The following is a 26117-nucleotide window of genomic DNA, read 5'->3' on the forward strand; positions in this document are numbered from 1 at the left end:
ATGCCTCAAGCACTGCTACTACTCGAACCACAAGGGGGACATCATGTCTGACATAGCCGTTCATACAGGCGGATGCCTCTGCGGCGCCATCCGGTTCGAGGCAACTGGCCCAGCCCTCAAACCACACACCTGTTCCTGCAAGATGTGTCAACGCCATAGCGGAGCGCTGACAACAGCTTGGGTGGAGTTTGCCGCGGACAAAGTGTCGTGGACCGGCGCGGTCGGGGCACCGGCAACCTACCGCTCGTCAGACTATTCCAGCCGTGCCTTTTGCCCGACCTGCGGCAGCACACTGGGTGCGATCGACGACGACCCGGTGATCGCTTTGCTGGTCGGTGCATTCGACGACACTGGACGCAACGATCTGGTGCCAACCGCGCATTCCTACCGGGGCGGTCGACCACCTTGGTGGCGCATATCCATCTCGAGTCAGTAGCGAACCATAACCACCTACTGCGCAATCCTGGCGATGATCTACCGAAGCGCGAATTTCATTCGGCCCTGCTCCGCTTTTTTGCTACCGTACCAACACAAACTCTGTTTGCATGGTTCTTAAGGAGGACGTCCAGACATGCCCGCATCATATCAGGCCCCAATGGTTGGCGACAAAGCCAAGGACAAACATGCAAGCCAATCGGTGTCATCCAACATGACAACAGAAACCGCCCGGGTCGAACACCTGCTCCAAAGCAAGGGCAACGACGCGATCGCGATTGCTGAAAACGACACGATTGCCACCGCCGTCGGCATTCTCCGTGACAAACGCATCGGGGCGTTGATCGTGGTTGATGCCAATCACGCACTCGCCGGCATCCTGTCGGAACGCGACATCGTGCGCAAACTGGCCGAAACCCCGGGCCAAACACTACCACAGACCGTGGCCGAGAACATGACGCGCGACGTTGTGACATGCGAACCTGACGACACGTTGATCAAGGTGCTGCGGCGCATGTCCGAAGGGCATTTTCGGCACATGCCCGTGGTTAAGGGCGGCAAACTCATGGGCATGATCACGATCGGTGACGTGATCAACTTCCGACTGAACGAACTGGAACATGAAGCGCTGCAACTCAAGCAACTGATTGTCGGCTGACCGGTCGCCCAACGAGTGGCAACAAACACAAAGAGCAATGAACCGATGGCCGCACCGGCACGACGGTGCGGACACCGCAACCATGGCTTGCCCACTCCTCAAATCTCCACCATAACCCCGCGCCATGGCAAAACAGCTCGACTATCATACGATCCGGCAGATCTTCACCCGCTTCCAAGAGGCGGACCCAGAACCCAAGGGCGAGCTGGAGCACGTCAATGTCTACACCCTCGTCGTGGCCGTGGCGCTGTCGGCGCAGGCCACGGATGCGGGCGTGAACAAGGCGACCCGGAAACTCTTCCAGATCGCCGACACGCCGCAAAAGATGCTCGATCTGGGCATCGAAGGACTGACCGAGCATATCAAAACCATCGGCCTCTACCGCCAAAAGGCCAAGAACGTGATGAAGCTGTCGCAGATCCTCGTCGATGACTACGGCGGCGAAGTGCCCAACAGCCGCGCCGCCCTGCAATCACTGCCCGGCGTCGGGCGCAAGACGGCCAATGTCGTTCTGAACATGTGGTGGAGCCACCCGGCCCAGGCCGTCGACACCCACATCTTCCGCCTCGGCAACCGTACCGGCATCGCACCCGGCAAGACCGTAGACGCGGTCGAGCGCGCCATCGAAGACAACATCCCGGCTGATTTTCAACTCCACGCCCACCACTGGATGATCCTGCACGGGCGTTACCATTGCAAAGCGCGCAAGCCGCAATGCCCCACCTGCATCATCAAAGATCTCTGCCCGTTTGAGGACAAAACCGAATGACCAAATACACGCTCGCTGGCATCGGCAACGCCGTTGTCGATGTGATTTCCCACGCCGATGACAGCTTTCTCGACCTCATGGGGATCGAAAAAGGGATCATGCAGCTGATCGAACAGGACCGGGGCGAGGTGCTCTACGCCTCCATGACCGAACGGCTGCAAACACCGGGTGGGGCGGTGGCCAACACCATCGCGGGCGTGGGTGCGCTGGGTCTGCCCACAGCGTTCATCGGGCGGGTCCATGACGACGCGCTCGGGCGCTTCTATGCAGAGTCGATGGCCGAAAGCGGTACCGATTTCGTCAACGCCCCGATCCCGGACGGCGAATTGCCCACATCCCGCTGCATGATCTTTGTCACGCCCGACGGCGAACGCTCCCTGAACACCTATCTCGGCATCTCGACCGAGCTTGGCCCCGATGACGTTCCCGAAGAAGTCGCCAACCAGGCAGAGATCATGTTCCTCGAAGGATACCTCTTCGACAAGGACAAGGGAAAAGAGGCCTTTCGCCAAGCCTCCCGCCTCACCCGTAGCGCAGGTGGCAAGGCAGGCATCGCCATTTCTGACCCCTTCTGCGTCGACCGGCACCGGCCTGACTTCCTCGACATGATCGGGAACGAGCTGGATTTCGTCATCGGCAACGAACACGAGATCAAATCCCTGTTCGAGATCGACGACCTCGAAACGGCGCTGAACAAGACAGCCGACATGATCGACCTGCTGGTCTGCACCAAGTCCGGCGATGGGGTCACGATCATCGGCAACGGCGAACGCCACGACATACCGGTCGAGACGATCACCCCGGTGGACGCCACGGGCGCAGGCGACCAGTTCGCCGCCGGGTTCATCTATGGTCTCGCCACAGGGGCAGGGCTGCACACGGCTGGACGCATGGGCAACCTCTGCGCCGCCGAAGTGATCAGCCATATCGGCCCCCGCCCGCAGATCGACATGAAACAGCAATTTGCATCCGCAGGACTGCTCTGATGCTGGAAAACGGCCACTACAATGTGCCACCGGGCAAGGTGGCAATGGTGGTCACCGATCTCGAAATGACCACGCCGCAATTTCGCGGCGTGCCCTGCCCCGACGGGCTGACCTTCACCACATTGTCACGGGACACGACCGCCTATCTCGAGCTGTTCCGCCGGGTTGGCGCGCCGTGGCTGTGGTTCGGGCGCACGCTCATGGACAAACAAAAGCTGTCGGACATTCTCAATGACGAGAAAACCGGTCTCTTCACACTTGAAAAAGACGGGCAGCCCGAAGCGCTGCTGGAATTGGACTTCAGCGTGGAAGGCCAGTGCGAGCTCGACTATTTCGGGCTGACACCCGCGTTGATCGGGTCCGGAGCAGGCGCGTTCCTGATGGATCAAGCGATCAGAGAGGCCTTTGACCGGGGCATCAAGCGCTTCCACCTGCACACCTGCACAATGGACAGCCCGCAAGCCCTTGGGTTCTACCAACGCTCAGGCTTCACGCCGATAGGACGCAGGATCGAAATCGCGGACGATCCGCGCGTGGCCCACGGCTATGACCGCGATCTGGCCCCGCACATCCCGGTTATCGACCCCTAAGGCAGCTTACGCGCCTCACAAGACCGACCGCCCAGACAGTCTTTGACCTGCTCGACCTGTTCCTGTGTCGGACGTCCAAACAGGAACCCGCCACAGGCATTGGTGTGCAGCACATAGCTGTGGTCCGTCTGGCGCAGGAAACCCAGCATCTCACCCGGCTGCGGTTGCGGGCACCAAGGGCCAAAGCACTGCACCTCAAGCACCACATCCGTCTCAAACGGCTGGCTCACCCCCCGCACGGTCAGGGCATCGCCCTTGAAGGTCGCCGGGATCAGGGTCACCGGCGGCACCTCGCTTTGGCCTGACAGGTCCATCTCCGGCAACAGGTCCTTGTCGAAGTCGAGCGTGCCCAAGACCGGCACATACCCCTCTTCCGCCTCCGCCGCCTCCTGATAAGCGTTGGTCACGCCATGCGGCATACAGGACAGGGCAAGGGCGGGCAGCGCGGCACAGGCCAGAACAACACTCAGAACGCGCAACATGGGCAGACCTTTCATCGAAACCATGCCACCGATCTGGGGACGCCACCGCCTGTTATGCAATAGCACTCACAAATGCGGCGCGAATTCCGCCAGAACCCGCATATAAACATCGCGCTTGAAGGGCACGATCGCCTCCGGCAACTCTGCCGGGGTCATCCACTTCCAGTTGGAAAACTCTGGATGCGCAGTCTCCAGATCAATCTGGTCATCCGACCCGTTGAAGCGCAACAGGAACCACTTCTGCTTTTGCCCCCGATACTTGCCTTTCCAAAGCTGCGGGATCAGGTCATGGGGCAATTCATAAGGCAACCAATCGGCGGTCTCGGCCACCACATCGACCAAAGCCGCAGAGATCGAGGTTTCCTCCTCCAACTCCCGCAAGGCCGCCGTCCGCGCATCCTCACCCTTGTCAACACCGCCCTGCGGCATCTGCCAGGCCTCCCTGTACCGGTCCCGGCGCTGACCGACCCACACCAGACCATCGGCATTCATCACCATGACCCCCACATTCTTGCGATAGGGCAGCTTCTCGATCTCTTCGGGGGTCATTTGAGTGTCTCCGGCAGTTCGCGAGCCGGAAAATACTATTCTCCGGGCGATGTGAAGAGGGTGTTTCGTTTCCATGACTGAAAGGTGGTCGGCTTCGCGGGACAAAGCTGCCATTAAACATCGAATGGCAAAGGTCAGTTTTGTGAATGAAAGTTTTTACGTCTAGCCGAAAATACTATCGAGATTTCCGATTATACTAATCAGCAGGGCTACGCCGCAAATCAGGATCGCCAGCCAGAACACATACTGCAACACAAGCGCTGAAACGCCGACTCCAACGGCCATATATGAAAGCCGGTGTGGTTCATTCCGGTAAAGCCCTATCCCGCCGAGCACTACCGCGATGCCCGCCACGCAGAGCGCGGCAATTGTAATGAGTTGATCGTAGTCTTCGGGTGGCGGACTGCGGTCCGGGGCTGGTTCACCCGCCACTACACGTGCCGCAGATTGCACTATGTCTGCTGCAATTTCGCCAATGACGGCACCGCTACTCTTCTCTGGTGGCTCAAAAAACGCGGAAAGCTGAATGAGAATGATGACGAGACTTGCAATACCCAGCAAAAACCCAGCCAATCCAAATCTCGCTGGCCGCTCTTCGACTGTCTGATCCATCGCATTGCCCGTTCGTCAGTTCGCTGGGCTGCGATAAGCGCCAGAGACGGCGAAATTATGGCATCGGAACTCAACTGTGCCAGCACCGATGCCTTGTCGAATAGAAGAAACAGCCATCGTTAGCGAACGCAGCATCGTACGCTTTGGGCTCAAAGCGGACGGCCGCCGCGTCCGAGAGACGAACAGTCATTCATATTGGGGGTCAGCGTTTGACACGAAGATCAAAGCCATCTCGTGCTAGGTTCTGACAAGCCTACTGATGGTCGCAACACGTCTGCTCTAGGTCAGTCCATCAAACACTTTCTCCATCTCCGCCCGGTCCAATGTTTCCCCGCGCCGCGCGACCGTTTCGTGCCGCGTGACCGCAAAACCCTTGGCCGCAAATGCAGGCTGCGCCGTCAGCGAGGCATGCACCCACAAGCGATGCAGACCCGCCGCGCGAGCGTCAGCTTCGGTTCTGTCATATAACATCGAAAACAGGCCCTGCCCCTGCCATTCCGGCAGGACAAAGGCCAGATCGACATATGCGCTGTTGCGGGTGATGAACCCCACGGGCCCGCCCAGCGCTTCGACCACACGAACATCTTGCGCCGCAAGTTTCGCGGCCCAGCCCTCGCCCTCAGGCGGCATGGCACACCACGCAATCCTCTGGGCCTTGGTGTAGTCGCTGTATCCATCGTGAATCGCCCGAAACATGACCCGCCCCAGCGCATCCGCCTCGCCCGCGATCATCTCGCGCACATGCATACCCGTTGCCTCCTCCATCACTTTACCGTCCGTTCCGTTATGCCGATGGCAAGAAACCGGGCCTCTGCGCGTCCCATATTTGCACCCACCCCCAACACCCTGTGACAAGAGCAAAAAACCGCACAAACCTGTCCCCGCGGGGACACCCGCCCCGCCATGACGCCGCGTTGCGCGTGACATCACACGATCTATGTCTGAAACCAAGAGGACACACGCTCGGGAGGACACCATGACAGCCTATCCACACATGCTCGCACCGCTAGACCTCGGGTTCACGACCCTGAAGAACCGCGTGCTCATGGGCTCCATGCATACCGGGCTGGAAGAGACTAAGGACTGGAACCGCGTCGCCGAGTTCTACGCCGAACGGGCAAGGGGCGAAGTTGGCCTGATGGTTACAGGCGGCATTGGCCCGAACCTCGAAGGCTCCGTGCTTCCCGGTGCGGCCATGCTGTCCAACGACGAAGAGGTGGCCAACCACAAGATCGTCACCGACCGTGTCCACGACAACGGCGGCAAGATCGCGATGCAGATCCTGCACGCAGGCCGCTATGCCTATGGGCCGATGTGCGTCGCCCCCTCGCCCGTGAAATCCCCCATCTCCCCCTTCCCGCCCGCCGAGCTGGACGAAGAAGGTATCGAAAAGCAGATCAGCGACATCGTCGCCACCGCGGCCCGCGCTAGGCAAGCAGGCTATGACGGGGTCGAGATCATGGGCTCCGAAGGGTATTTCCTCAACCAGTTCCTCGTCACCCACACCAACAAACGCGAGGACCGCTGGGGCGGCTCTTATGAGAACCGCATGCGCCTGCCCATCGAAGTGGTGCGCCGGACGCGCGAGGCCGTGGGCACAGACTTCATCATCATCTACCGCTTGTCGATGATCGACCTTGTGCCCAACGGCTCGACCTTTGAAGAGGTCGTGCAACTCGCCCAAGAGATCGAGAAAGCAGGCGCCACGATCATCAACACCGGCATCGGTTGGCACGAAGCGCGCATTCCCACCATCGCCACGTCCGTGCCTCGCGCGGCCTTTGCGTGGGTGACCAAGAAACTGATGGGCAAGGTCTCGATCCCCCTCATCACGTCCAACCGCATCAACACGCCCGAAGTGGCCGAAGAGGTTCTGGCCACAGGCTGCGCCGACATGGTGTCGATGGCCCGCCCCATGCTTGCCGATCCGCATTTCGTCAGAAAAGCGATTAAAGACAAGGCGGCTCACATCGCGCCCTGCATCGCCTGCAATCAGGCGTGCCTCGACCACACCTTCTCGGGCAAGATCAGCTCGTGCCTCGTCAACCCGCGCGCCTGCTATGAAACCGAACTGGTCGTGGCCCCCGCGGACACCAAGAAAACCGTCGCCATCGTGGGCGCGGGACCAGCAGGGCTGTCCACCGCTTTGACTGCCGCCGAGCGCGGGCACGAAGTGACCATTTTCGACCGCGCCGACGAAATTGGCGGACAGCTCAACATGGCCAAGCAGGTGCCGGGCAAGGAAGAGTTCTGGGGCTTCGTCGACTGGTATCGCAACATGGTGGAAGAGGCCGGGATCACCGTGCACCTGAACACCGAAGCGACCGTCGACACGCTCAAGGGCTATGACGAGGTCATCATCGCCACCGGCGTTCTGCCCCGCGATCCGGACATCCCCGGCCAGGATGGCGACAACGTGCACTCCTATATCGATCTGCTGCGCCACAAGGTCGAGACGGGCAAAAAGGTTGCCGTCATAGGTGCCGGGGGCATCGGCTTTGATGTCTCGGAATACCTCGTGCACGAAGGCGAAAGCCCGACCGAAAACCTGCCCGAGTGGATGAAGGAATGGGGCGTCGCAGACACCGAGGAACATCGCAGCGGATTGTCCCCGCAGGGACCACAGCCCGACGCGCCTGCGCGGAACGTTACCCTGCTGCAGCGCAAGGCCGAGAAGCACGGCAAGCGGCTGGGCAAGACAACCGGCTGGATTCACCGTGCCGCTCTCAAGATGAAGGATGTCGAGTTTGTTGGCGGCGTGAACTACGAACGCATCGACGACAAGGGCCTGCACGTCTCCTTCGGGGACGCGCGCGAGAACCCCACGCTGATCGAAGCCGACGACATCATCCTGTGCGCAGGACAACTGCCCGAGCGATCCTTGGCGGATGCACTGGAAGCGGCAGGCATCTCTTGCCACGTGATTGGTGGCGCAGACGTGGCCGCAGAACTGGACGCCAAGCGCGCGATTGATCAAGGCACACGGCTGGCTGCAACGCTGTAAGGCGGATCAAGACCCGCGAGACGCCCGTAAGGCGGACGTAATGTCCGCCTTGGTCTGCAAGATACTCATTCGACCGTTATCGTGATCACGTCGCTTGTGATGGGCGTTGCATGTGGCACGTGGTTCAGATCGCCCATCACCAACTGCATCGTGTGCTGACCGGCTGGCAGGTCAAGCGTCACCTGCGTTTGTCCGCCGCCGAAGTGAATGTGATTGTCATCGGTGGGCAGACCATAGGCCAACTCGTCCGCCCCTTCTGGTCCCTCGCCCAGTGGTGGACGGTTGAGTAGCAGGTGGTGGTGGCCCGTGTTCTCCTTTTCCGTCCCGGCGGGGGCGACGCCCATGCCGTCCAGACCAAAGATCACAGTGACCGGTGACGACAGCGTGTCGCCGTCGGATATGTTGACGAAATAGACCTTGGCATCGGCTGGTGCCGGCGTATCTTGTGCAAAGACAGGCGCAGCAAGCAGTGTTGCAAAAGTCACGGCTTTGACAAATGATTTCATTTCTATTCTCCTCCGGGGCATGGTGGGTAAGCACCAAGTGTAGCACGTCGGGACAATTTCAATTCGCACCTCGTCTCAAAACTCTGTCAGTATCGTCCGGGACGGCATCCCAGCCGTCTATCCCCGGCTTTGGCGCTATGCCGTTGCGCTGACCGGTCGGCGGGATTGGGCCGATGACCTGGTGCAGACCACGTGTCTGCGCGCGCTCGACAAGGCTGATCAGTTCGAGCCGGGCACGCATCTGGATCGCTGGATGTTCCGCATGGCACAACGCGTGTGGCTGAACGAGCTGCGCTCGCGCAAGGTGCGGACCGGGGGCGGATTGGTCCCGGTGGAAGAAATCGACCTTCCTGACAAAAAACCTGAACCAGAAACGAATATTCTGGCACGTGACGTGTTGAATAGAGTGAACGCACTGCCAGAGGCCCAGCGTCAGGCGGTGGTTCTGGTTTATGTTGAAGGGTACGCCTACAAGGAAGCGGCTGAAATAATGGAGATTCCCATCGGCACTGTGATGAGCCGACTGGCGGCGGCCCGCAAGCGGCTGAACTCCGAGATGGCCGAGGACAAGGCGAAGGTGCAATGACGGACGTGCGAGCCTTTTCGGACGAGGAATTGACCGCTTTCCTGGATGGGGAAGCGGACGATGCCCTGCACGCCGAGATCGAAGCCGCGCTGGAGCATGACGCTGCCTTGGTCGATCAGCTTGCCGCACTTGATGTGCCGCTGGTTCCGATTGCCGAAGCTTATGAGGCGTTGTTGCAGGATGCACCGCCAATGCCCGCCCTGCCCGAACCGGCAGTGGCACCCGCGCCAGCCCCACGGGGACGTTGGGCATGGGGTGTGGGCACCTTTGCGACCGGGTTGGCTGCGGGATTGGCCGTGGCGATGTTCACCGGATTTGGCACGCCGGAACCCGCCCCCAAGGGGTGGGTGAGTTTTGTTGCCTCCTATCAGGCGCTTTATACGCCTGACACATTGGTCCTTGCCGATCCGTCTTCTTCCGAAACGGCCCTGCAATTGGCGAACGTATCCGACGCGCTGGGACTGGACGTGAGCGGATTGCCGCAAGCCGAGGGCCTCACATTCAAACGCGCGCAGGTGCTGGGCTTCAATGACAAACCGCTGATCCAGATTGCCTTTACCCGTGCCGATGGCACACCTGTCGCCTTGTGCATCATTCCCGCCGGTCCCGATGCGAAACCGGTGAACATGGGACAGGCCGAAGGTATGGAACTGGCCCGTTGGAACACGCCCGGCTATGGCTTCCTTTTGATCGGTGGGACGGACAATGCCCCGCTGCAGCAAGAGGCCGAAACCTTCCAAAACTGGAGCGCGGATATCGCGACCTGAGGGTTAACAGATCGTTTCCATGCCATGAACGATCCCTGCAATCACCCCGATATTATCCAACCCTCGCCCAGATCGTGCCTTTATTCGCCACCATACCTGAGCCTCAACAACGCATGGATTGAGAGGCAGCAGGCATGGATCGCCTTACCGAGATGGAAGCATTTGCCACGGTCGTGGACCAGGGTGGCTTTACCGACGCGGCAAAGAAGATGGGGATTTCGAAATCCGCCGTCTCAAAGCACGTGTCGTCGCTGGAGGCTCGGCTTGGCGCCCGACTGTTGAACCGCACCACACGGCGTGTCAGCCCGACCGAGATTGGCCTGGCTTACTACGATCGTGCCCGCCGCGTTCTCAATGATGCCGGTGAAGCGGACTCTCTTGTCACATCCATGCAATCCGCCCCCTCAGGTCTTTTGCGTATCTCGGTTGCGACGGATTTCGGGGTCAATCACTTGTCGCCACGCCTGTCCGAATTCCTGGCTGATTTCCCGGACATCACAGTGAACATGGTGCTGAACAACCGCTATGTTGAACTGATTTCCGAAGGGTTCGACATGGCCATCCGCATTGGTGAGCTGGAAGACAGCACCCTGCGGGCCCGCAAGTTGACCGAAACGACGAAGCGCATGATCGCCTCGCCCAAGTATTTCGAGCAATATGGTCGCCCGGAAAAGATCGACGATCTGAACGAGCACAAGCTGTTGCACTATTCCAACCAATCGTCGGGCAACGTGTGGAAGCTGACCGCCCCGTCGGGTGAAAAGCGTCAGGTGCGCACGGCCGGGTGGCTGAGCGTGAATGACGGGCAGTCGTTGCTGAATGCGGCCATCTCGGGCCTTGGCATCGCGTATCTGCCGAGCTTCCTTTATGCCGACGCGTTGGAGCAAGGTCTGGTCATGGATGCGATCCCTGACTTGCCGATGGAAACGCAAGGCATCTATGCCGTGTACCCGCCGGGACGGTTCACGCAGCCCAAGGTCCGTGCGTTCATCGATTTCCTGGTCCATGCCTTTGCTGAAAAAGGTCCGGCAGACTGGTAAGAATTAGCCAACCTCCCTCGGTTATGTGACTGCCCCCGGTGCGCGAGTGCCGGGGCTTTTTGTCGCTTGAGTTCCGGTTTGCACCCGTTTTACAGGATGCAGCGCTGTGGACAGCGGCAGCTACGCGCAGAAAGCGGACTTTGCAAAGCCCAACGTCAGCCCTGGGCCGACCTTGGAGGTCACACCGGTCGCTGCAATGCCGCTTCCCTAAAGCAGACATCTAGTTAAGGTGATGAATTTGATGGATATGGAAGAGTTTCGACTTGGCTGAAACTGCTCTAAGCGAGTTACTTGCGTTAAAGAGGTTAGCAGCTTGCGGACGTGTGAAGCGATCCGGCTGGACGCGGCAAGCTGAGGGCGCGCATAGAGTTGAGTTGTTCGGGAGCCAATAGCGTCTATAACACCGAAAGGGACGGAACATCCGCCCCTTCCCGTTTACATCATGCCCAGCCAAGCTGTGTGAGCGCGTGACCATCGTTCCAAATCTTGGTCATATGCGTGATTTTACCACCCGCAAATTCCAGGGCGTACACGTAATCTGACGCCACTTTAGCACCGGTCGCGTCGACGGGGCCACCGGGCCCGGACTGCGTGCCGTGGAAAACCGCAAATGCAAGAACGATACCCCGGTCTTCGTCGGATGCGAACCCTTTCAGTTCGTAGTGACCATCTGGGATGGGTGTCAGCAGCCCCTTCATCCATTCTGCGTATGCCGCCAGCGTGAGTGTATCCTCCAGCGCGCTGGACTGGCACGAAAAACTGGCATCTGCGCTGCAATACTCGGCGCATCCATCCCAGCCTTTACCGGTTTCACAGGCTTCGAAAAACTCTCGTGCGGTCACTGTCATACTCATTCTGCCATCTCCTTGCATGCGGCACCGGGGACAATCCCCAAAGCGCCATGCGTTACAGTTAGGCAAGCTTGCGGTGTAGAGATATCGTTCAAATGAACCAGTTGATGCAGGAGGTATGTAGGGTATGGTTCTCTACATTTAGCCGAGGAAATTATGTCGGACGCCGTACAAATTGTTGAAACACTGTCCAAACGAGAAGCGGAGGTAGCGGCTGCCTACGCGGACGGTGCCAGCTACAAGATCATTGCACGCGAACTTGGCATTTCTCCCACGACAGTTCGGTCTCACTTGCGCACAGTCTATGGCAAGCTGAATGTCACGTCGAAAATCGCATTGGCGCAAGCGCTGGCCGATCCACACGCATCATCGACCGCGGACCAGAATACAACAGGCCTGTTGGCTGATCTGGCACTTGAACTGGACGAAGCCATACGACGAGAGCGCGCGATGACACGCGTTTTGCGGATCATCAATGACAGCAGCGGAAACCTTGATGAGGTGATTGACGAGGTGCTGGAGCAGGCCCTTGAAATCTGCGAGGCGGAATTCGGCATTCTAATGGAGCATCACGGGAATTTCACGTTCACGGAAATGCGTTCCAGCAACATCAGTGCGCCTTTTTCGGATTGGCTGTCGACACAAGGAGCTTTCAACCCCGGGGCCGACACCGCCGTAGGCCGAGCGGCCAGATCTTTGAAGCCAATCAGCGTTGTTGATGTAAATGCAGATGAGGTTTCTTACGAAGATAACCCGCTTCGTTTTGCGACCGTGAAGTTTGGTCACGCGCGATCCTTGGCTGCGATCCCGATGACGGCGGGTGGGCGTTTGATCGGCGTCTTTAGTGTTTACCGGACCCGCGTGCATCCGTTCAACGACCGTGCTCTGGAATTGGCGCAGGCCTTTGCAGATCAAGCTGCCATCGCGATTGAAAACTCTCTTCACATTAAGGAAATGGAGACGCGCCTGGACCGGTCAGCCGCCTCCCGCGAAATTCTGGACGCCATCAGCACATCCAGCGATGACGAAGGGCCAGTTTTCGATGCCATCCTGCGCAATGCCGCCAAACTCTGCAATTCCCCGATGGCCCGACTGGAATTGGCCGACAGCGCGCGGCAAAATCACTATTGTGCTGCCGCTTGGGGTGACAAGATGCGGTCGTTCAAGATTGGCGAGGTATTGCCGCTTGACCAACCGAACGACCTGCCGACCGCCATTCGCGAAGGTGTGGTGCGCCACGTTCACGACCTTTCGAAATCGGATCTCTATCTAAGCGGTAACCCGACCCGCGTCAGAATGGTAGAGGAAGAAGGTTACCACACCTATCTATGCGTCCCCTTGATTGCGGCAGGCAGAGGCATCGGCGCGATTGTCCTAAGCCGCCGCGAAGTGGCGCCTTTCTCGGACGAGAGTATCGCGTTGGTCGAAAACCTTGCCAAACAGGCGGTGATCGCAATCGAGAACGTCCGCCGGTTTCGCGCGTTGCGCGATCGTCTGGACCGGGCTGCGGCGACGCGTGAAATTTTGGAAGCGATCAGCAACGCCAGTGACGACGAGGGACCCGTTTTTGACGCTATTCTCGGCAACGCGCGCAAACTCTGCGATGCTCCTTTCGCAGCGCTGATACTGGGGCGTGCGGCGGACGAAATCCAAACCATGATCGCCCATCATGGGGCCCTACAAAGTACAGAGGATTTCTACAGCCAAGGCAAGGTACCGATGGACCCGGACCAATCCTTTGCGGCACGTGCAATCATCGAAAAGCGTCCTGTACATCTGCACAACATGATGGACACAGAGCAGTACCGTGCTGGTGTGCCAAACGTTGTCGAATTGTGCGATGTCCAAGGCATTCGCACGAACCTTTTTGTCCCGCTTATTCGGGATGGCGAGGGGATCGGCTGTTTCATCATCTTTCGCCACGAAGTCAGGCCCTACAGCGACGAGCAGATCGCGTTGGTCGAAACTTTCGCCACGCAGGCCGTCATCGCGCTGGAAAACGTCCGCCGGTTCCGCGAAGTAGAGACACGGCTAAAACGCGAAAAAGCCTCCAGCGATATTCTGACTATGATCAGTCAAAGTCGCGACGACGAGGCCCCCGTGTTTGACCTGATCCTTAGAACGGCTGCCGACTTGTGCAGTGCGCATGCTGCCGCGCTTGCGATGGGCCAGGTCGGCGACAAACATCAGACGATGGAGGCGTCCTACGGGCTGGATGCCGCCACCGTCAAAGTCTATGACGATGGTCTTGTCTCAATGGACCCCGACCAATCCGTTGGTGCGCGTGCCATTGTGTCACAAGAAACGGTTCATATCCACGACATGGCCGAAACGGATGCTTACAAGAGTGGCGTAACCGTATTTGTTTCGGTGGTCGAAGAAACCGGTATCCGGTCCAACCTGCTTGTTCCGCTGATCACGAGTGAAGGCGCCATCGGGGTTTTGATTCTGTTTCGCAAGGTGGTGAAACCCTACACCCCAGACGAAATCGCGTTGGTCGAGACCTTTGCCGCCCAAGCCGTCATCGCAATCGAAAATGCGCGTCAGTTCAGGGCGTTGCAGGCGCGCACGTCCGAAGTACAGGAATTAAACGCATCGCTCGAGGCGAAGGTCGACGAACAGGTCGTTGAAATTGAGCGGATCGGACGGTTGAAACGTTTCTTGCCGTCTGCGGTCGCGGATACAGTCGTTTCCTCGGGTTCAGAGCAGATGTTGCAAAGCCACCGCGCGCTACTGGGTGTTCTGTTTTGCGACATCCGCGGTTTTACCGCCTTCTGTGAAACGGCGGAGCCCGAAGAGACGATCGAGGTGCTCCAGACCTATCACGAAGAGATGGGTAAGCTTATCAACCAGCACGGCGCGGGCGTCGATCTTCGGATGGGTGATGGCATCATGGTGTTGTTCAATGACCCCATCCCTTGTGATGATCCTGCAGGGGACGCGGTTCGGCTTGCAATTGCGATGCGCGCGCGGATGGTTGAGCTATGTACGGTGTGGAAGCGGCTAGGCCACCGTCTCGGGTTTGGAGTCGGCGTCTCTCTTGGCTATGCAACTGTGGGCCTCGTGGGATTTGAGGGTCGTTTTGACTACACCGCATCTGGAACTGCGATCAATCTTGCATCGCGGCTGTGCGATGAAGCGGATGATGGGGAAATCCTGCTTAGTACGCGAGCAGGAATTGCGGTTGAGGATACCTTCAGGGTTGAGACGAGAGGAGAACTCAGTCTCAAGGGAATTCGTGAACCCATAGAAGTGTTCAGGCTCGCGAGCGATGTTTGATTGATTTGTTCGCCTGATGCCGGATGCAATTGACGTGCATCGACGTAGTGTCGGCCCATTGCCAACATCTGAGACGATAAAATCTCGACCCGTGGGCTTCTCCGAACCGGACATTATGCATCGCGCAGCATTTCTTCTGAAAGGTATCCGGATCGCGGCCCATTTTGAGCGTTTGCGTCGCTATTCACCTGGAGCCGTTTTGACAAAGCATACATCGCGAACGGCGTCTCGTGGCCAACAAGTCGGCAAGCCTGGGGCCCGTCCCATGCCAGCTTTCCCAATTACGTGACCCCGGGGGATATCCGCTGGTCGGGTGCACGATGCCCTGTGTCGATTGACAGCTTCCGCAGTTCCGGCTTCGCTGGTGTCATGATGAAACCCCTTGCAATTGCTCTGTCGTTGGCCGTCTTTGGAGCACCTTTCGCCGCCTCGGCTCAGGAAACAACTCGGCAACCCATGCCTTCGGCTTACTTCGCGCTTCGCAATCAGGGCGGCGCCTTTGATTTTTCAGAAGCGGATTGGCGCATCGCCGTTTCGGAGGCCAGCGAACGGATTTACTGGAAGATCGGGAAGGATCCAACCACAATGGAACGCGTGGCCGAGGTCGCGGCTTCTGTTGAAGGCGACCCACCGTTCGCTTGGCTCTTTACTGTCAACCTGCGCCCCGACCAAGCCGGACAGTTTGACACCCTGCTCGACACACTTGTTGCCTCTGAGAAGCCCCCTTTTGATGGCGCCGAGACGATCCTGCGAGCACCCCTCTGCCAATTGATCCGCAGCGCCAAAGATGCGGATGTCGCAGTGCCCGTCTACTACGTCGCGACCGTTGAAGGCGCCCCTGAACGCAGCGCCTGCTATACGAAGGTGGTTGAGCACGTCCTAGATGCGCCCGCGGAGTTCCAGGCACCGCCCCTTAAACAAATCTCCATCGACGGTGCAGCCCTCGCAACACAAGCGACGATGCCCGGTATGATTGTCGTTTCCAACACCTTGATCGTTCCCGATGCATGGACGGGCGAGCGACAAGTCGTACCTCGCGACAGCACAACCTTTGCTCCGGGCGAGATGATCATGCTCCATGCGATGCTGGACTATGTAGGGCGCGACCTGCCCGGCACACCGCTTGCGAGCTACGAGGTCAGGTTGGATATTGAGTTGCGGGACGCCGAGGGCAACGTGATTGGCGCACAGAACGATGCCATGCGGTTTACCGGGCAGCCAATCCATAGCGTCCCAATCCGTGACGACTACTGGCGCACCGGAGTTGTAACGGGCTTTCCGCTGCAAGAGCCCGGGCAGTACGAGATCAGATATCGCTTGACCGATCTCAACCGGCCCGAAACGGCTGGGCAGACCGAGATCATCAAAACCGTTTTGATCGAATGATCGCTCGTTGATCTCGCGTCTCGTCAAAGCGTCTCATTGGTGCGGCGAAGCAGTGTCAAATGTGGGCTCTTTCCAGACCTCGGATTCGGCGCAGACTTGCCTCTCAATCTACCCGTCTGACAAGCGCTCACCACCCATACCAGACATTTGGTTCAACTCGCACTCGCAACCACAGGTTCCCAAAGCCACACGTTCATGCCTTGTGCGAGATTGTGGGGCAACTAACGACTGCAGGCGTGGCATAAAACGCCATTTAACTGCACACCCATCAATGACGGTTTCTGGGATAGCACTGAGGAAGCTAAAAATCGCTATCCAAGCTAGATGAATAGGTGGATTTGGGCAACTGGACGGCGCAGCTGCGTCGCGTTGTCCAGGCAAATCTCGGGGCTGCAAGGGGTGACCAATATCACCGCCAAACCATGCTTGCGCGCTCGTCAGACACAGTTTCCGCAATTCATTTTGTTAGCAAGAAATGCATGACTTCGGCAGTGTCCTGGATCATGGCAGCCTCGTCCATGCCGGGATTTTCCACCACCATTTCCACCACTGAATTGCCGATTTCGATCAGCAGACGTACCCTTCTACGAAGTTCAGGTTCCGCGAAGCCGAGGTCCAGATTCATGAGCGAGGACGTCAGTCCGTCCGTAAGCTCTTCGTGAGACTTCAGTCGAACCTCAACGAGCTGCGGTGTCGCATACATCGTTTTCAACACGGCAACGCCGCCAGGGAAGTCGCGCGTGATTTGAACTTGTCCAGACAGGGTCCTGACGGTTCGGTCTACATTGAGGCCATCGTGTTTCATATCAACCGAACTCTCTGCCACCGCCGTGTTCTGCAAGTGCATCAGTTGCTTGGCCAGCTCAGACACAATGGCGTATTTGTTCGGAAAATATCGATAAAGAGCGGGAGGGGTCAGCTCTGCCGCTTTGCAGATCTTGTTGGTTGTCAGCTCTTCAAAGCCAATTTCCTCTAGCAGCTTAGCCGCTGTTTCCAAGATCAGTCCAACAGTCTTGTTCGCCCGCGTCTGCAAAGGCGTGGTTCGTCTCTCGAGCCGTTTCGACGTCATAGCAATCTCCTGTCAGCTGCGGGTCCGGAAGCACCAACCCAGACAGGTGGATGTATAGTATTTACTATATATTTTTGGGGTGCTACCAAAGCTCGTAAATTCGTTATGCCCTAAGCCTGAACATTCTGTTCCAAACTTGATCAGATGCCAAGCAGGGACATTTGCAATCATGAGACCAAATGAGCCACCGCTGTTGCGGTTCTCATCCAACGTGATCGCCTTTTGGGACCATTGACTATAAACAAAAGGTAGCGGTTCAGCGAGACATCTCACGCAAAAATTGGACAGAACGTGGCGGCGAGCCCGATTTCTCGGCCGTCTTTTCCTGATCGCGATTCTGGCTGCAGGGTGCGCGACGCATGATCGGGCGTCTGTTGCGCCGTCCGGGGATGACTATGAAAGCTTCGCGCCCCTGGGTGTGCCGTCAGATGTTCGAACTTTTGGCGACATTTCTGAGCTCGATGAAGAGTCCATTGTCACTGAGTTCAAATCCGTTTTTGCAAGGCCGGGAAAACAGGGCAGCGTAAACATCCTCGCGCTTTCCGGTGGCGGGCCTGACGGTGCGTATGGCGCAGGGATTCTGAACGGATGGACCGAGACAGGACAAAGGCCTCAGTTCGATGTTGTGACAGGAATTTCCACCGGCGCGATTATAGCGCCCTTCGCGTTCCTGGGGCCGGAGTATGACGCAGCCATTCGTCGGTTCTATACGACAACAGACACGACACGCGTTGCCAGGTTCAGAGTCGTTGGTGCGCTAGTCGGAGGGGGCGCGCTTGCTGACAACAAGCCATTGGCTGATGCCATCGCCGAAGAACTGACGGATGCCATTATCCGGAAAATCGGTCAGGAGCATCAGAAGGGCCGCCGCCTTATCGTTGGCACCACCAATATCGACGCTGAACGTCCGGTCCTCTGGGATATCGGGGCACTTGCCAGCGCAGACACACCAGAGAGCTTTGCATTGGTCCGAAAGGTCATTCTTGCCTCCGCAGCAATACCCGTGCTCTTCACGCCGGTTCGAATTCCTGTAACCGACGGGCTCACAACCAAAGAAGAACTTCACGTCGACGGGGCATTGACCCAACAGATTTTCGTATACCCGGCCAATTTGCCGATGAAACGCACCCTTGCAGAGGTCGGTTTGGCAAACGCAGAGAACACAATCTGGCTCATCCACAACAAACGCTTGGAGCCCCGCTTTGAAGCTCAAAGTACACGTTTGGCAAGCATGGCAGGTCGGACATTGTCCACTCTGATCCGGTCACAAAGCTATGGTGACATCGCGTTCATCATTGCGCTGGCCAAGCGCGACGGGCTGCGTGTGAACGGACTGGCCGTCCCAAAGCGATTTAGCGAAAAACCGACCCAAGCCTTTGATCCGGCCTATATGAAGAAGCTTTATGAGCTGGGTGTTGAAGACGGTCGCCAAGCCAAATCGTGGCGTCCTGATCTGCAAGAGGAACTTTTTGCCATCGGCAATTAAAGTGGCATGAGGTCATCGCCAAAATCCTGAGAGCGTTGCGCGGGTTATTGGAGGCTCAGGCTCTTTTGGGTTTGTTGGCGTTTTTCGTCCGAGAGAACTTTTCCAAAGCGGATCGGTGCCGCGTCAGAGAATAACGGACCGAGAACTTTAAGAGTCTCCACTCAACCCGTTAAGGGCACGGCGCTGAGCGTCGCTCATCGGCTTGTCTTCGGCCTCGAGAATGCGATGCGCATCACTCTCCATGTTATCGTATTGGCTCGCACGCACGGACCAGAAGAACCCGAGAAGGGCGCAAAGCCCGAGGCCAACAGAGATCGGGATGAGATAAATGATAGCGGTCATTCGGGCACCCTGAGGCGGAGGCCGTTCGCAAGAACTACAATGGAGGAAGACGACATCAGGATCGCGGCGACAAGCGGGCTGAGATAGCCGGCAAGGGCAAGTGGCACCGTCACGATGTTGTAAACGGCTGAGAACGTCAGGTTCTGGCCAATCAGGTCGCGGGCGGCCCGGGCAACCTGAATTGTCCGCGGTACCAATGTGAGGTCAGGTTTGACGAGGACGACGTCTGCCGCAACCTGGGCGACCTCTGTGGCACCAGCGAATGAGATCGAGACATATGCAGCCTTTAGCGCAGGCGCATCATTGATCCCATCCCCCAGCATCAAAGGTTTTTTGTCAGCTTCCATCGCCGTTCTCAGAAATGACAGCTTGTCATGTGGTGCAGCACCGCCACGGTGCGACGGGATTGCATTGCTGTGAGCGAAGGCTGCGACCGAGGGCTGCGCGTCACCGGATAAAAGGGTCAGTGGCATGTCCAGAGCGTCCAAAGCCCCGAGCATATCTGGCAATCCAGCGCGGGCGGTTTCGCGAAAGCGGAAACCATGTATTTGACCTGCAGGAGAGCGATACCACAGGGTCGGAAACTCCGTTGTCTCCGGCCCCCCAACGAATTGTGCAGAACCGAGCCGCGCGCCATCGGGCGCTTCAATTCCCTGCCCTGGAATCTCTCGCAGATCAGGCAACGGCATCACGTCCAGCCCGTCGCACAACATCTTGGCCAATGGATGCGCGCTGCCAGCTGCAAGCCTTGCGGCGGCGTGACGTACGGCGGCGTGACGTACGGCGGCATCGGGCACCTGCAGCACCGGAAGCGGCTCGGACAGCGTGCCAGTCTTATCAGCAACCACGACGTTCGCGTCACTCAGCCGTTCCAATGCATCACTTGATTTCACGACGATGCCTGCGCGCATCAACATGTTGACGGCCCGCGCAGAAACCGCAGGGGTCGCGAGCCCGGCAGCGCAGGGGCAGGTTACAACCAGCACGGCAACGGCGATCATCAACGCGTCGGCAAAACTGGCGCCCAAAAGAAAGTACCACAGAGCAAAACCAGCAACACCGCCGCCCAGCACCAGCGGAATATACCCGCGCGCGAATTGGTCGGCCCGTTGTTGCGCTGCACTCTTGTTTGCAACGACATCCGTGATCATTTGGGAAATCTTGCCGATCTGCGCATCCTCACCGATATGGGTGACCTGCAGTCTTGCCGGACCGGTATGCACGATGGCCCCGGCCACAACGGCTTGGGATTTGGTGACCTCCCGTGGAAGGGTTTCGCCCGTTATGACGCTTTCATCCACCTGTGCATGGTCCGACAACAGCGCCCCATCGGCAGGCACCCGCTCGCCACTCCCAACAAGGATGACATCGCCTGGAAGCAGATCACCCGCGGCAACAGTTTCTATGCGCCCATCCGCCCCTTCGCGCCTTGCATCAATCTGCATGAGGTTGCGCAGGTTCTCTGCCGCATCCCCTGAGCGTCGTTTCAACGCACGCTCAATCACGCGGCCGATCAACAGGAAGAAGACCAAAGTCGTAACAGCGTCAAAATAGACGTGTTCGGTGCCGCGCAGGGTTTCAAACAAGCTGGCCAGATAGGTGATCGCGATGGCGATGGAGATCGGCGTGTCCATCGTCATCGAGCCATGGCGCAAAGCGCGCAGCGAGGGCGCGTAAAAGACCGCACCGGAATATAAGACGACAGGGGTGGCAAGGCCGGCTGAAATCCAATGCAGAAACTGCATACTGCCCGACCCCATATCAGTGGCGACACCCGCCCAGACCGCAAAGGAAATTGCCATGATGTTCATCATCGCAAAACTGGCCAATCCCAGTTGCGGCAGCAAGGAAGGCTCGACCGGTGCTGCGTCTCCTATCTGAAACGGCAGGGCGTCGTAGCCAATCGCGCGGATTTGGTCGATCAGCGTATCTGCGGTTTGCAGGGCGGGGTCCCAGACCAGCCGAATGCGTTTGACGGTGGCATTGCCGCGGGCGAGCACAACCCCCTGCTGCGCGCCCAAATGGCGTTCGATCTTGGCAATGCAGCCTGCGCAATTCACGCCATCCAGGGCAAAGGTCAGGCTTGCCTGTGTCACTTCGCGGCCCCCTTGATGCTGCGTTCCAGAACCTGCCCTTGGTAGGCGTCAATTGAGATATAGATGTGCCAGGACTTGATCCCGATATAGCCCAGCAACAGCAGTCCGATCATCGCGAACATCTTGTTGCGGAACTGCGGCTCTTTTTCAGTTCGAGGCATCGTCCTTTTCCTCATCCTGACCAGCCCACAGCACATACATTGTCAGCTTCTTGATCTCTTCTTCGGTCAACCGTCCCGACCAGCCCGGCATGACACCTCGGCGTCCGTATTTGAGGGTCTGGGTCAGCACCTCGCGCGACCCGCCATATATCCATGCGTCGTCCACGAGGCTAGGCGCTCCGCTTTCCATGCCGCCAATGCCACCCTCCTCGTGGCAGCTGGAGCAATTGTCCTCGAAAACAGTTACGCCGGTTTTCGCCAGTTCTGTGTCATGCTTAGAGCCGGAAATCTGGAGGACATATTCCACCACAGCTTTCAGATCAGAGCTTTCGATCATACCATCACCAAAGGCTGGCATTTCCGCCCAACGGGTATCGTCATCAAGGTGGTTGATCCCAACTTGCAGCGTGTATTCAATTTCCTCGGGCGTGCCGGACCAAAGCCAATGATCATCTGTCAGATTGGGAAAGTTTGTCTGCCCTTTCAGGTCGCGCCCATGGCATGCCGCGCAATTGTCGCGATAAAGCACGCCAATGGCCTCGCCATACTTGGCCTCAAGCGTTGTATCCTCAGCCAATGCGGTAACATCGAGTTCGGCAAATTCTGGCATTTGCATCAGGCGGAGATCCTGGCGCGCGTCCACAGCAACGGCAACTCTGTCTCGCGACGAGTACCCCGCAAGACCTTTCACATATCCCGAGATGCCAGGCCACGAGGGATAGAGCACCCAAATGATGACTGAGACAATGATTGTCAGCCACAGCGAGATCCGAAAGACCAGTGGCACAGGTGTGTTCAGTTCCCTCAGCCCATCCCATTCATGGCCGGTGGTTTCCTGTCCGCTCGTCTCGTCCAGCTCAGGTTTCATCGTTTGATTTCCTCGTCGCTGAGAGGGGATTGTGCTGCCTTGTCGTAGGTTTTCTTATGTGACGGCCAATAGACCCAGAGAGCGGTCAGCAAGAACACGACCAGCAGGTAAACTGCGCCCCAGGTCTTGGAGAAAACAAGGACTGTATCATGGGTCATCTGTTGTTTGCCTCCGCATCGAAGCTGTCAAAATCAACGAGTGTCCCCAGCATTTGCAGATATGCCACAACCGCGTCCATTTCGGTCAACTGGTCGGGCTGGCCATCAAAATCGCGGACCTGCACATTCTCGCCATAGCTTTCGCGCAGATCATCCTCGTAATCCGCAAGTGGGTCGGCCTGCCGCAAGGCGTCTCTTGCCGCATGGTTGATCTGGTCATCCGAATAGGGCACGCCAACGCGCCGCAATGCAGTCAAGGCGCCGCTCAGCTGCTGCGTATCAAGCCTGTTTTCCAGCAGAAAGCTGTAACCTGGCATCACCGACCCTTCGACAAAATCACGCGGATTGGTCAGATGTGCCACATGCCAGATGTCGGAGTACTTTGCGCCGACACGGGAGAGATCCGGCCCGGTGCGCTTTGATCCCCATTGGTGCGGGTGATCGTACATGCTTTCGGCGGCAAGGCTGTAATGACCATACCGGTCCACATCCGAGCGAAGTGTGCGGATCATCTGGCTGTGGCAGGCGTAGCACCCTTCGCGCACATAGATATCGCGCCCGGCGCTTTCCAATGGCGTGTAGGGGCGCATCCCGTCGACCTTCTCCACGGTGTTCTCAATGGTGAACAGAGGGGCAATCTCAAAAAGGCCACCCAGTGAGGCCACGAACAGGATCATCAGCGCGAACCCGATGCCATTACGTTCCAACCGTTGGTGTGGTGTGCTCATTGCTTTATTCCCCCGGCTGCAGAATTGGACGGTTTGCATCAGATACGGGTGCCATGCGGGGCCCGTTGACGGTCATGTAGATATTGTAGGCCCCGAGACAGGCCCCGATCAGATAGAGCAGCCCGCCGATGGCCCGGGCAAAGTAGTAGGGGCGCATTGCATCCACCGTATCAATGAAGGCGTAGACAAAATTGCCGTCTGGATCATAGGTCTGCCACATCAGCGCTTGGGTGATGCCACTGTTCCACATCGCGCCGACGTAGATCAGCGTGCCGGACAGGGCGAGCCAGAAGTGCCAAGCCTCAAGGCGCAGTGAATAAGTGCCTTCTCGCTTCCAGATCCACGGCACCATCTTGTACATCGCCCCAAAGCTGATGAAGGCGACCCAACCCAGCGCGCCCGCGTGCACATGACCCACAGTCCAATCTGTGTAGTGACTTAGCGTGTTTACGGGACGAATGGCGAGGAAGGACCCCTCGAATGTCGCCAGCCCATAAAACAGGATCGCGACCATCATGAAGCGTACGGCGGGATCGGTGCGCACCTTGTCCCAGGCACCGTTGATGGTCAGGATCCCGTTGAACACCGACCCCCAGCTGGGCACCAGCAGGATGACTGACATGGTCATACCCAGATACTGCACCCAGTCGGGCAGCGCCGTGTAATGCAGGTGGTGAGACCCGGCCCAGAGGTACAGGAAGGTGATGCCCCAGAACCCGATGATCGACAGGCGGTAGGAATAAATCGGCCGGTTCACCGCCTTGGGCAGGAAGTAGTACATCATCCCGAGGAATCCGGCGGTCAGCAGGAAACCAACGGCGTTATGACCATACCACCATTGCGTCATGGCATCCTGAACGCCGGAAAACAGTGAATAGCTTTTGGGATAGGCAATGCTGACCGGCATTGCGAGGTTGTTGACCACGTGCAGCATCGCGATCACCACGATAAAACCCATGTAGTACCAGTTCGCGACGTAGATGTGTGGCTCTGCCCGGTTGGCAAGCGTGCGCATGTAAATCCACAGGTAACCTACCCATGCAAAGGTCAGAACCAGATCGGCGTACCACTCCGGTTCGGCATATTCCTTGGATTGGGTGATGCCCATCGGGTAGCCTGTGACCGCCAGCAGGACGAACAGATTGTAGCCGAAGAAGACAAACCATGGAGAGACTTCACTGGCCAGCCGGGCCCGCGATGTCCGCTGCACAACATAGAATGATGTGGCCATCAGAGCGTTACCACCAAAGCCGAATATAACGGCGGTGGTGTGCATGGGTCGGATACGTCCAAAGTTGGACCATGACATGTCGCCATTCCAGGACGGGATCGCCAGTTGCCACGCCAGGATGTCACCGATGGTGAAGCCGATCACGCCCCAGATAAAGGTCGCCCCAACACCCCATTTGATAACTGTGTCACTGTATTCATGGGGGATATCGGGTCGCGTGTCGTTCAGCCGGTTGATCAGGTTCATTAGCCCCCAGCCGGCCACAATTGCGATCAGCCAGCCGTGAAAGACATATCCAGCCTCCCGGCCAAACCCCAGGATCGCAACGCCGAGGAGGAACACCAAGAACGTGACAGCGAAGATGACACCGATTTCGACGCGTTCAGAGTTGGTCATAGCGCAACCTCCTCGTTGTCACGGTCCGCGTGCTTGGTCGCGGGATCATGGTAGAACTCAATGTGGAAACGGACCGACCCATCCGGCGCAATCTTGTGCAATTCTCCGGGCAGGATCACGCCCGGGTTTTCGGGAGCCAAAAGCTGCGGCTCCCGGTCAATGCGCGTGTACAGCAGCTGGCCACTTTCGATCACGATCAATCCCCAAGAGTTAGGCTTGGTACTGTGATTGCTCAGAAGTGGCTGGGGAATGGTCGTCTCATCAAAGGTTTTGGTCTGCGCATACTTAATTGCGTCGTGAGGCAAAGAAACAGTCATGCGCGCTCTCCTTTGAAGAGGTCGCAATAGGCATGCCATGTGGCAAACCCGAGAAGCGGGAAAATGAAGATGAGGCCCAGAAGACCGGTGAGCAGGCCGATCAGAATGCCTGCACAGACAACAACCGCCCAGCTGATCATCAGGCGGAAGTTATGTGTGGTTGCGTTGAAGCTGAGGCCCATGGCAGAGAAACAATCGATCTTGCGATCCACCAACATTGGAATAGAGAAAACGGAGATCGCAAAGCCAAGCGCCGCAAATAGCCCGCCAAACACACTGCCAACCAAAATCGTGGCAATCCCTTGAGGGCTCGACAGCAGTGTCGTCATCGTCTCGACAAACCCCGCGAAGGGCAGAAGGCCAAAGAAGATCGCAAAAATGAGTGTTGCGGCGCGAATCCAGGCCAGAGCGAAAACCATCAAGATGATGCCGATCAGGATGACCTGTTCAGGGGACGCCACATCAGTTGCCCCCCCGTCCTGACCGCGACGGCTCATGCTATAAAGCCCGACGGTCGCCAGTGGCCCTACCAACATGCCGCCCGCCAGAATGGGCAGCAGCGCCCATTCGAGGTCGAAATACCAAAGCAGCAGTATTGTCACCCATCCGGCGGCACAAAGAGCGATGCCGTAACAGACCGCCGTAGTTGGGTGCCGCTTCAGATCTGATACTGCCAACTGCAGCCAGCGCTTGATCACCGTGGCGATTGGTTCCTCAACCCGGCGCGCTTTCCAGGGGGGAGTGCGGGCTGCTGCAAGATCCATA

The 26117-nt window shown here is 58.0% G+C and carries 28 protein-coding genes; 12 read left to right on the plus strand and 16 right to left on the minus strand.

What is annotated here, in order from left to right:
• Window positions 1–43: 43 nt before the first annotated feature.
• From Q1A51_RS13900 to Q1A51_RS13920, 5 genes are all read left to right on the plus strand, one after another.
• A complete protein-coding gene (locus tag Q1A51_RS13900) occupies window positions 44–436 on the plus strand; it encodes a GFA family protein (RefSeq protein WP_299599944.1) in 393 nt (130 codons plus the stop codon).
• A 135-nt stretch (window positions 437–571) separates the two neighbouring features.
• Window positions 572–1093 (plus strand): CBS domain-containing protein, encoded by a 522-nt coding sequence (locus Q1A51_RS13905; RefSeq protein ID WP_299599945.1) that lies wholly within the window; start codon window positions 572–574, stop codon window positions 1091–1093.
• A gap of 124 nt (window positions 1094–1217) precedes the next feature.
• The gene (gene nth, locus Q1A51_RS13910; protein WP_299599946.1) at window positions 1218–1862 is read left to right on the plus strand and encodes an endonuclease III; all 645 of its coding nucleotides are present in this window, start codon (window positions 1218–1220) and stop codon (window positions 1860–1862) included.
• Window positions 1859–2848 carry an adenosine kinase gene (locus Q1A51_RS13915; protein WP_299599947.1) on the plus strand — a complete coding sequence of 330 codons (990 nt, stop codon included), beginning with the start codon at window positions 1859–1861 and terminating at the stop codon, window positions 2846–2848. Before nth ends, Q1A51_RS13915 begins: the two co-directional genes overlap by 4 nt.
• Window positions 2848–3438 carry a GNAT family N-acetyltransferase gene (locus Q1A51_RS13920; protein ID WP_299599948.1) on the plus strand — a complete coding sequence of 197 codons (591 nt, stop codon included), beginning with the start codon at window positions 2848–2850 and terminating at the stop codon, window positions 3436–3438. The genes Q1A51_RS13915 and Q1A51_RS13920 overlap by 1 nt, the downstream gene beginning before the upstream one ends.
• Here the strand turns inward: Q1A51_RS13920 and Q1A51_RS13925 are convergent.
• The 4 genes from Q1A51_RS13925 to Q1A51_RS13940 all read right to left on the minus strand — a co-directional run bounded on the left by Q1A51_RS13925 (window position 3435) and on the right by Q1A51_RS13940 (window position 5846).
• Window positions 3435–3944: a hypothetical protein gene (locus Q1A51_RS13925; protein ID WP_299599949.1), complete on the minus strand. Its 510-nt coding sequence runs from the start codon at window positions 3942–3944 to the stop codon at window positions 3435–3437. The genes Q1A51_RS13920 and Q1A51_RS13925 overlap by 4 nt on opposite strands.
• A 42-nt stretch (window positions 3945–3986) precedes the next feature.
• Window positions 3987–4469, minus strand: a complete 483-nt coding sequence (locus tag Q1A51_RS13930) for an RNA pyrophosphohydrolase (protein ID WP_299208814.1) — start codon at window positions 4467–4469, stop codon at window positions 3987–3989.
• Between the two features lie 162 nt (window positions 4470–4631).
• Window positions 4632–5081, minus strand: a complete 450-nt coding sequence (locus tag Q1A51_RS13935; RefSeq protein ID WP_299210776.1) for a hypothetical protein — start codon at window positions 5079–5081, stop codon at window positions 4632–4634.
• 279 nt (window positions 5082–5360) lie between these two features.
• Window positions 5361–5846 carry a GNAT family N-acetyltransferase gene (locus tag Q1A51_RS13940; protein WP_299599950.1) on the minus strand — a complete coding sequence of 162 codons (486 nt, stop codon included), beginning with the start codon at window positions 5844–5846 and terminating at the stop codon, window positions 5361–5363.
• A 211-nt stretch (window positions 5847–6057) separates the two neighbouring features.
• On the opposite strand from Q1A51_RS13940, the gene Q1A51_RS13945 reads away from it, so the two are divergent.
• Window positions 6058–8085: an NADPH-dependent 2,4-dienoyl-CoA reductase gene (locus Q1A51_RS13945; RefSeq protein WP_299599951.1), complete on the plus strand. Its 2028-nt coding sequence runs from the start codon at window positions 6058–6060 to the stop codon at window positions 8083–8085.
• Window positions 8086–8150: 65 nt separating this feature from the next.
• On the opposite strand, the gene Q1A51_RS13950 is transcribed toward Q1A51_RS13945, so the two are convergent.
• Window positions 8151–8591, minus strand: a complete 441-nt coding sequence (locus tag Q1A51_RS13950; RefSeq protein WP_299599952.1) for a DUF4399 domain-containing protein — start codon at window positions 8589–8591, stop codon at window positions 8151–8153.
• A gap of 106 nt (window positions 8592–8697) precedes the next feature.
• On the opposite strand from Q1A51_RS13950, the gene Q1A51_RS13955 reads away from it, so the two are divergent.
• From Q1A51_RS13955 to Q1A51_RS13965, 3 genes are all read left to right on the plus strand, one after another.
• Complete coding sequence (locus Q1A51_RS13955; RefSeq protein WP_299207993.1) at window positions 8698–9177, plus strand: RNA polymerase sigma factor; 480 nt, start codon at window positions 8698–8700, stop codon at window positions 9175–9177.
• Window positions 9174–9944 (plus strand): hypothetical protein, encoded by a 771-nt coding sequence (locus tag Q1A51_RS13960; RefSeq protein WP_299599953.1) that lies wholly within the window; start codon window positions 9174–9176, stop codon window positions 9942–9944. Before Q1A51_RS13955 ends, Q1A51_RS13960 begins: the two co-directional genes overlap by 4 nt.
• A 134-nt stretch (window positions 9945–10078) precedes the next feature.
• Entirely contained in the window at window positions 10079–10984 is a 906-nt protein-coding gene (locus Q1A51_RS13965) for a LysR family transcriptional regulator (protein WP_299599954.1), read from the plus strand.
• Window positions 10985–11424: 440 nt separating this feature from the next.
• Here Q1A51_RS13965 and Q1A51_RS13970 read toward each other — a convergent pair whose 3' ends face one another.
• On the minus strand, window positions 11425–11838 hold the full coding sequence (locus Q1A51_RS13970) for a nuclear transport factor 2 family protein (RefSeq protein ID WP_299599955.1): 414 nt from the start codon (window positions 11836–11838) through the stop codon (window positions 11425–11427).
• A 153-nt stretch (window positions 11839–11991) separates the two neighbouring features.
• Here Q1A51_RS13970 and Q1A51_RS13975 point away from each other — a divergent pair, with 153 nt between their 5' ends.
• Complete coding sequence (locus Q1A51_RS13975) at window positions 11992–15114, plus strand: GAF domain-containing protein (RefSeq protein WP_299599956.1); 3123 nt, start codon at window positions 11992–11994, stop codon at window positions 15112–15114.
• A gap of 369 nt (window positions 15115–15483) precedes the next feature.
• Window positions 15484–16500: a hypothetical protein gene (locus tag Q1A51_RS13980; RefSeq protein ID WP_299599957.1), complete on the plus strand. Its 1017-nt coding sequence runs from the start codon at window positions 15484–15486 to the stop codon at window positions 16498–16500.
• Window positions 16501–16957: 457 nt separating this feature from the next.
• Here the strand turns inward: Q1A51_RS13980 and Q1A51_RS13985 are convergent, their stop codons facing one another.
• Complete coding sequence (locus Q1A51_RS13985) at window positions 16958–17569, minus strand: TetR/AcrR family transcriptional regulator (RefSeq protein WP_299599958.1); 612 nt, start codon at window positions 17567–17569, stop codon at window positions 16958–16960.
• A 418-nt stretch (window positions 17570–17987) separates the two neighbouring features.
• On the opposite strand from Q1A51_RS13985, the gene Q1A51_RS13990 reads away from it, so the two are divergent.
• On the plus strand, window positions 17988–19055 hold the full coding sequence (locus tag Q1A51_RS13990) for a patatin-like phospholipase family protein (protein WP_299599959.1): 1068 nt from the start codon (window positions 17988–17990) through the stop codon (window positions 19053–19055).
• A 147-nt stretch (window positions 19056–19202) separates the two neighbouring features.
• Here the strand turns inward: Q1A51_RS13990 and ccoS are convergent, their stop codons facing one another.
• The 9 genes from ccoS to Q1A51_RS14035 are packed head-to-tail and all read right to left on the minus strand — an operon-like array spanning window position 19203 to window position 26116.
• Window positions 19203–19397, minus strand: coding sequence for a cbb3-type cytochrome oxidase assembly protein CcoS (ccoS, locus tag Q1A51_RS13995; protein ID WP_299599960.1), 195 nt, complete (start codon window positions 19395–19397; stop codon window positions 19203–19205).
• Entirely contained in the window at window positions 19394–21493 is a 2100-nt protein-coding gene (locus Q1A51_RS14000) for a heavy metal translocating P-type ATPase (protein WP_299599961.1), read from the minus strand. The genes ccoS and Q1A51_RS14000 overlap by 4 nt, the downstream gene beginning before the upstream one ends.
• Window positions 21490–21654 (minus strand): hypothetical protein, encoded by a 165-nt coding sequence (locus Q1A51_RS14005; protein WP_299207699.1) that lies wholly within the window; start codon window positions 21652–21654, stop codon window positions 21490–21492. Before Q1A51_RS14005 ends, Q1A51_RS14000 begins: the two co-directional genes overlap by 4 nt.
• Complete coding sequence (ccoP, locus tag Q1A51_RS14010; RefSeq protein ID WP_299599962.1) at window positions 21641–22522, minus strand: cytochrome-c oxidase, cbb3-type subunit III; 882 nt, start codon at window positions 22520–22522, stop codon at window positions 21641–21643. Before ccoP ends, Q1A51_RS14005 begins: the two co-directional genes overlap by 14 nt.
• On the minus strand, window positions 22519–22680 hold the full coding sequence (locus tag Q1A51_RS14015) for a cbb3-type cytochrome c oxidase subunit 3 (protein WP_299599963.1): 162 nt from the start codon (window positions 22678–22680) through the stop codon (window positions 22519–22521). The genes ccoP and Q1A51_RS14015 overlap by 4 nt, the downstream gene beginning before the upstream one ends.
• Window positions 22677–23408 carry a cytochrome-c oxidase, cbb3-type subunit II gene (gene ccoO / locus Q1A51_RS14020; RefSeq protein ID WP_299599964.1) on the minus strand — a complete coding sequence of 244 codons (732 nt, stop codon included), beginning with the start codon at window positions 23406–23408 and terminating at the stop codon, window positions 22677–22679. The genes Q1A51_RS14015 and ccoO overlap by 4 nt, the downstream gene beginning before the upstream one ends.
• Before the next feature lie 4 nt (window positions 23409–23412).
• Complete coding sequence (ccoN, locus tag Q1A51_RS14025) at window positions 23413–25035, minus strand: cytochrome-c oxidase, cbb3-type subunit I (RefSeq protein ID WP_299599965.1); 1623 nt, start codon at window positions 25033–25035, stop codon at window positions 23413–23415.
• Window positions 25032–25352 (minus strand): DUF1971 domain-containing protein, encoded by a 321-nt coding sequence (locus Q1A51_RS14030; RefSeq protein ID WP_299599966.1) that lies wholly within the window; start codon window positions 25350–25352, stop codon window positions 25032–25034. The genes ccoN and Q1A51_RS14030 overlap by 4 nt, the downstream gene beginning before the upstream one ends.
• A complete protein-coding gene (locus Q1A51_RS14035; protein WP_299599967.1) occupies window positions 25349–26116 on the minus strand; it encodes a DUF2189 domain-containing protein in 768 nt (255 codons plus the stop codon). Before Q1A51_RS14035 ends, Q1A51_RS14030 begins: the two co-directional genes overlap by 4 nt.
• Between the last annotated feature and the right edge of the window lies 1 nt (window position 26117).

This window comes from uncultured Tateyamaria sp. (genome assembly GCF_947496075.1).
In the GTDB taxonomy this organism is placed as follows: Bacteria; Pseudomonadota; Alphaproteobacteria; order Rhodobacterales; family Rhodobacteraceae; genus Tateyamaria.

Bases quoted from the DNA above. Each gene is read 5' to 3' on its own strand.
- Q1A51_RS13900 (WP_299599944.1), top strand. From the start codon at position 44: ATGTCTGACATAGCCGTTCATACAGGCGGATGCCTCTGCGGCGCCATC.
- Q1A51_RS13930 (WP_299208814.1), bottom strand. From the start codon at position 4,469: ATGACCCCCGAAGAGATCGAGAAGCTGCCCTATCGCAAGAATGTGGGG.
- Q1A51_RS14035 (WP_299599967.1), bottom strand. From the start codon at position 26,116: ATGGATCTTGCAGCAGCCCGCACTCCCCCCTGGAAAGCGCGCCGGGTT.
- Q1A51_RS13970 (WP_299599955.1), bottom strand. From the start codon at position 11,838: ATGAGTATGACAGTGACCGCACGAGAGTTTTTCGAAGCCTGTGAAACC.
- ccoN (WP_299599965.1), bottom strand. From the start codon at position 25,035: ATGACCAACTCTGAACGCGTCGAAATCGGTGTCATCTTCGCTGTCACG.
- Q1A51_RS13965 (WP_299599954.1), top strand. From the start codon at position 10,079: ATGGATCGCCTTACCGAGATGGAAGCATTTGCCACGGTCGTGGACCAG.
- Q1A51_RS13980 (WP_299599957.1), top strand. From the start codon at position 15,484: ATGATGAAACCCCTTGCAATTGCTCTGTCGTTGGCCGTCTTTGGAGCA.
- Q1A51_RS13985 (WP_299599958.1), bottom strand. From the start codon at position 17,569: ATGACGTCGAAACGGCTCGAGAGACGAACCACGCCTTTGCAGACGCGG.
- Q1A51_RS13940 (WP_299599950.1), bottom strand. From the start codon at position 5,846: ATGGAGGAGGCAACGGGTATGCATGTGCGCGAGATGATCGCGGGCGAG.
- Q1A51_RS13935 (WP_299210776.1), bottom strand. From the start codon at position 5,081: ATGGATCAGACAGTCGAAGAGCGGCCAGCGAGATTTGGATTGGCTGGG.
- Q1A51_RS13915 (WP_299599947.1), top strand. From the start codon at position 1,859: ATGACCAAATACACGCTCGCTGGCATCGGCAACGCCGTTGTCGATGTG.
- Q1A51_RS13975 (WP_299599956.1), top strand. From the start codon at position 11,992: ATGTCGGACGCCGTACAAATTGTTGAAACACTGTCCAAACGAGAAGCG.
- Q1A51_RS13920 (WP_299599948.1), top strand. From the start codon at position 2,848: ATGCTGGAAAACGGCCACTACAATGTGCCACCGGGCAAGGTGGCAATG.
- Q1A51_RS13950 (WP_299599952.1), bottom strand. From the start codon at position 8,591: ATGAAATCATTTGTCAAAGCCGTGACTTTTGCAACACTGCTTGCTGCG.
- Q1A51_RS13945 (WP_299599951.1), top strand. From the start codon at position 6,058: ATGACAGCCTATCCACACATGCTCGCACCGCTAGACCTCGGGTTCACG.
- Q1A51_RS14015 (WP_299599963.1), bottom strand. From the start codon at position 22,680: ATGACCCATGATACAGTCCTTGTTTTCTCCAAGACCTGGGGCGCAGTT.
- ccoP (WP_299599962.1), bottom strand. From the start codon at position 22,522: ATGAAACCTGAGCTGGACGAGACGAGCGGACAGGAAACCACCGGCCAT.
- ccoO (WP_299599964.1), bottom strand. From the start codon at position 23,408: ATGAGCACACCACACCAACGGTTGGAACGTAATGGCATCGGGTTCGCG.
- nth (WP_299599946.1), top strand. From the start codon at position 1,218: ATGGCAAAACAGCTCGACTATCATACGATCCGGCAGATCTTCACCCGC.
- ccoS (WP_299599960.1), bottom strand. From the start codon at position 19,397: ATGACCGCTATCATTTATCTCATCCCGATCTCTGTTGGCCTCGGGCTT.
- Q1A51_RS13925 (WP_299599949.1), bottom strand. From the start codon at position 3,944: ATGGTTTCGATGAAAGGTCTGCCCATGTTGCGCGTTCTGAGTGTTGTT.
- Q1A51_RS13905 (WP_299599945.1), top strand. From the start codon at position 572: ATGCCCGCATCATATCAGGCCCCAATGGTTGGCGACAAAGCCAAGGAC.
- Q1A51_RS14030 (WP_299599966.1), bottom strand. From the start codon at position 25,352: ATGACTGTTTCTTTGCCTCACGACGCAATTAAGTATGCGCAGACCAAA.
- Q1A51_RS13960 (WP_299599953.1), top strand. From the start codon at position 9,174: ATGACGGACGTGCGAGCCTTTTCGGACGAGGAATTGACCGCTTTCCTG.
- Q1A51_RS14005 (WP_299207699.1), bottom strand. From the start codon at position 21,654: ATGCCTCGAACTGAAAAAGAGCCGCAGTTCCGCAACAAGATGTTCGCG.